Origin of the sequence: Actinomyces ruminis, from assembly GCF_002154335.2 — a bacterium.
In the GTDB taxonomy this organism is placed as follows: domain Bacteria; phylum Actinomycetota; class Actinomycetes; order Actinomycetales; family Actinomycetaceae; genus Actinomyces; species Actinomyces ruminis.
The window spans coordinates 1-3,332 of the sequence record NZ_MTPX02000089.1 but is presented as its reverse complement, the minus strand read 5'-3'; the positions used below and the strand labels follow the sequence as shown (position 1 = coordinate 3,332).

Below are 3,332 nucleotides of genomic sequence, written 5' to 3'. Positions count from 1 at the left end.
CCAGACCCCAACACCACCACCTGGTACACCACAGACACCAACGGCGCCCACCACATCACACTCAAAACCAACCAACAAACAATCGACTTCAACGGCTGGGTAGGAGCCATGGCTGGCAACACACCTGAGGCCGTTAATAAGCTAAATGCTGTCAGCTTGAGTAGCGGAACTCACACATGGACCAGTGCTGACACGTTTAGGGAATACTATGATGGCGAGGACTGGTGAAAACGGCCATGGTGACCGATGCCCCGTTGGTAACCGGGACCGGCAACTACCTTGACGGCTATGCGGTTGACGCGATGGCGGGGCCGTTGTTCGCCATGAGTCGTAACTTGGAGGCGGCCGACCGGTACTTCACGCCGACCCTGGTCAACCCGCCCATCGTGGTTGGTGACAGCGCCAACGCGACCATCCCGATCACCGACTACGACCCGAACATTTCGTTCACCACCCGGGACGGGCGCACCATCACCGCCCAGGAGCGCGCCGACCTGCTGTTCTCCCGGACTTGGGTGCGCGGGAATGAGGAGGCACTGACCGCCGCCTACGCGGGGTTCTCCAGCCAGCGCGGGAGCACCGACGGCGGCCTGGACGGGCGGGCGACCTGGGCCTGTGGTCAGGCGCTGGAGTACTTCGGCGGCCATGACTTCTCCAGCTCTTCTGAGCAGACCAAGGTCAACCTCGGCGTGTTCGCCGGCAACCACTCCGCCGAGGTCACCAGCATAGCCACCGCAGACGGGAACCCTAACCGTCAGTACGGTTACTCCACCGCCAACGACTACGCCCACGACGCCGAGTCCAAGCGCAAGGCGTTGAAGCATGTGGTCGCGTCCATCGCCGACTCCGACGACGCGGTGTCCGCGGCCGGCCAGGGGATCGCGAACTATACCCACCGTGCCGCGCACGCCGAGGCCGCCGAGGACCTGCCCACAGACGGATCGACCCCGACCCCCGAGCAGGTGCCCCAGGCGCAGACGGGCATGAGCAGCGCCTACACCAACGGGCGGAGCGCGGCGGCGTGGGTGGATGAGGTCGCCGACCTGGCCAACGAGCGCACGAACACCCGACGCGACAAGGAACGCGCGCTGGCCGGTGCCGCTTTCGCCCTCGTGGGCGCGATCCCCAAACCAGCCGCAGCGGCCGTTTCCGCCGTGGGCTCCACCGGACTGTCACTGTGGGAGGCGGCCTCCAACGACACCGTCACCGACCTGCAGGTCGACGCGACCGCATATAACGCCAGTATCACCGAGGTCGCCGTCCAGCACGGGCTCGTAGACGAGAGCTACTTCCCCGACGCCACCAATCCACAGTCCTGGTACAACCCGCAAACCAAGACCATCACCATCACCGATGACACCCAGAAGGAACAGTTCCAGCAATGGTGGGCCAGCTACCGCGACGACATCGGCCTATCCGCCGACCTGATGACCGTCAGCCAAACCGCGGCCGACCCCCCAGGACACCGACCTGCCCGAAGACTACTAACACAACCACCAACACCGGCAGCGTGCCCCCATGAACTCGACCAACCCCACCACGGACGACAACGCCAGCACCCGCCCCACCGGCGCCACCACCCAGACCCCTGACGCAAGCACGAGACGCCCGAGACGACGCACGATGGTACTGGTGGTCCTGCTCACCATCACGGTCCTGTGCGCCGGGGCCCTGACCTGGTGGTGGCGCCCCTGGGACCAGCCGGAGGAGACGCCCGTACCGCCGGAGACCGTATGTAATGGCCTCTATAACACCGCCGAACTCGACCAAATCCTTGGCAGCCACATCGGAAGCGACCATGTACTCGCCTATGGGGCTTGGGAAGGCAGTTGCACTATTGCCTCGGGGATGCCCGCGGCTACGGACGCCAGAGGCTACGAAATAAGCAACTCCATCATGTATGTCTACTTCTGGCACGACAATGAGTACGAAGCCGGCCATGGTTACAATTGGACCGATGAGGCCATGGCCGCAGACACCGAAAACGGCGTCCAGAAACTCGACACCCCCGAGCTCGAGGGCAACACCTACCTCTGGGTAATGCAGATCGGCTCGGAAAACTATGTGCATGGCATCTGGTTCGGGGACGGCTTCACCGTTGCCGTCATCCTGGGCGACCCAGAAGGCAGCCTTGACGGCCCCAAAACTACCCAGGAAGCCATGGATGTCATGCCCGAGCTGCTGACCTACGTCGGCACCAACGCACGAAAACACCCCGCCATCCCAAACCCTAAGCCCAGCAAGACGCCTGTGAGCCAATCATCCGGCACAGCCGACACCCCCAGCACGGACCCGACAGCCACCAGCGCCCAGCCCACCAGCACCGGCAGCGCACAGCCATGAACCCAACCAGCCCCACCACGGACCACAGCAACACCACCCGCCCCACCGACACTACCCAGGACTCTGGCACGAGCCGTACGAGACGACGCACGATGGTACTGGCGGTCCTGCTCACCATCACGGTCCTGTGCGCCGGGGTGCTGGCCTGGTGGCGCCCCTGGGACCAGCCGGAGGAGGTTCCGCCGCCGCAGGCCGTATGCCAGGACGTCTACAACACCGCCGAACTCAACCGAATCCTAGGCAGCAGTATCGGCAGTTCCACGATACAGGGATACGGCGGTTGGGATAGGCGTTGCACTGTTTTGTCAGGCATGCCCGCAGCTACGGACGCCAGAGGCTACCACCTGCACAACACCATCATGTTCATCGAATACTGGAGCGGCGACGAGTATGATGCCGGCAACGGTTACAAGTGGACCGACGAGACCATGGCCGCGGACACCGACAACGGCGTCCAGAAACTCAACACCCCCGACCTTGAGGGCAACACCTACCTCTGGGTCAGGGAGTCCGGCTCAGAAAACTATGTGAACGGCATCTGGTTCGGGAACGGCTTCACAATAGCAGCGGTCATTCCCCATCCAGAGAATAATCTCGACGGCCCGAGAACCACCCAGGAAGCCATGGCCGTCATGCCCGAGCTACTGACATACATCGTCACCACCGCGCAGGAACACCACGCCATCCCAAAGCCCAAAACCAGCGAAGACACCGGCGCCCCCGACCCATCCGACGCAGCCGACACCCCCAGCACAGAGCCGACGACCACCAGCGCCCAGCCCGCCAGCGCCCCAACCGCGCCTTGACCCATGGAAGCCACCGCCACCTCCCCCGCATCGTCCACTCCCGTCTCGGAGTCCGACCACCGACCAGTCCGCGGCGCCCGTTGCCGTGCCGTTGTGGTTGTGGTGGTCTTGGTGCTCGTGGTGGTGGGGGTTGCTGGTGGTGTGTGGTGGCGGGTGTGGGTGGAGGACCCGCTGGAGACTCAA

General features: G+C 64.0%; 5 protein-coding genes. All 5 read left to right on the top strand.

Going from position 1 to position 3,332, the window contains the following annotated elements:
- The coding region (locus BW737_RS17125; RefSeq protein WP_218961952.1) for a hypothetical protein at positions 1-228 on the top strand (228 nt) is incomplete at its 5' end.
- A gap of 8 nt (positions 229-236) precedes the next feature.
- The gene (locus BW737_RS15345) at positions 237-1,592 is read left to right on the top strand and encodes a DUF6571 family protein (RefSeq protein WP_086616102.1); all 1,356 of its coding nucleotides are present in this window, start codon (positions 237-239) and stop codon (positions 1,590-1,592) included.
- Positions 1,519-2,343, top strand: coding sequence for a hypothetical protein (locus BW737_RS15340; protein WP_086616101.1), 825 nt, complete (start codon positions 1,519-1,521; stop codon positions 2,341-2,343). Before BW737_RS15345 ends, BW737_RS15340 begins: the two co-directional genes overlap by 74 nt.
- Entirely contained in the window at positions 2,340-3,149 is an 810-nt protein-coding gene (locus BW737_RS15335; protein WP_143233423.1) for a hypothetical protein, read from the top strand. Before BW737_RS15340 ends, BW737_RS15335 begins: the two co-directional genes overlap by 4 nt.
- A gap of 3 nt (positions 3,150-3,152) precedes the next feature.
- The coding region (locus BW737_RS17120) for a hypothetical protein (protein WP_218961951.1) at positions 3,153-3,332 on the top strand (180 nt) is incomplete at its 3' end.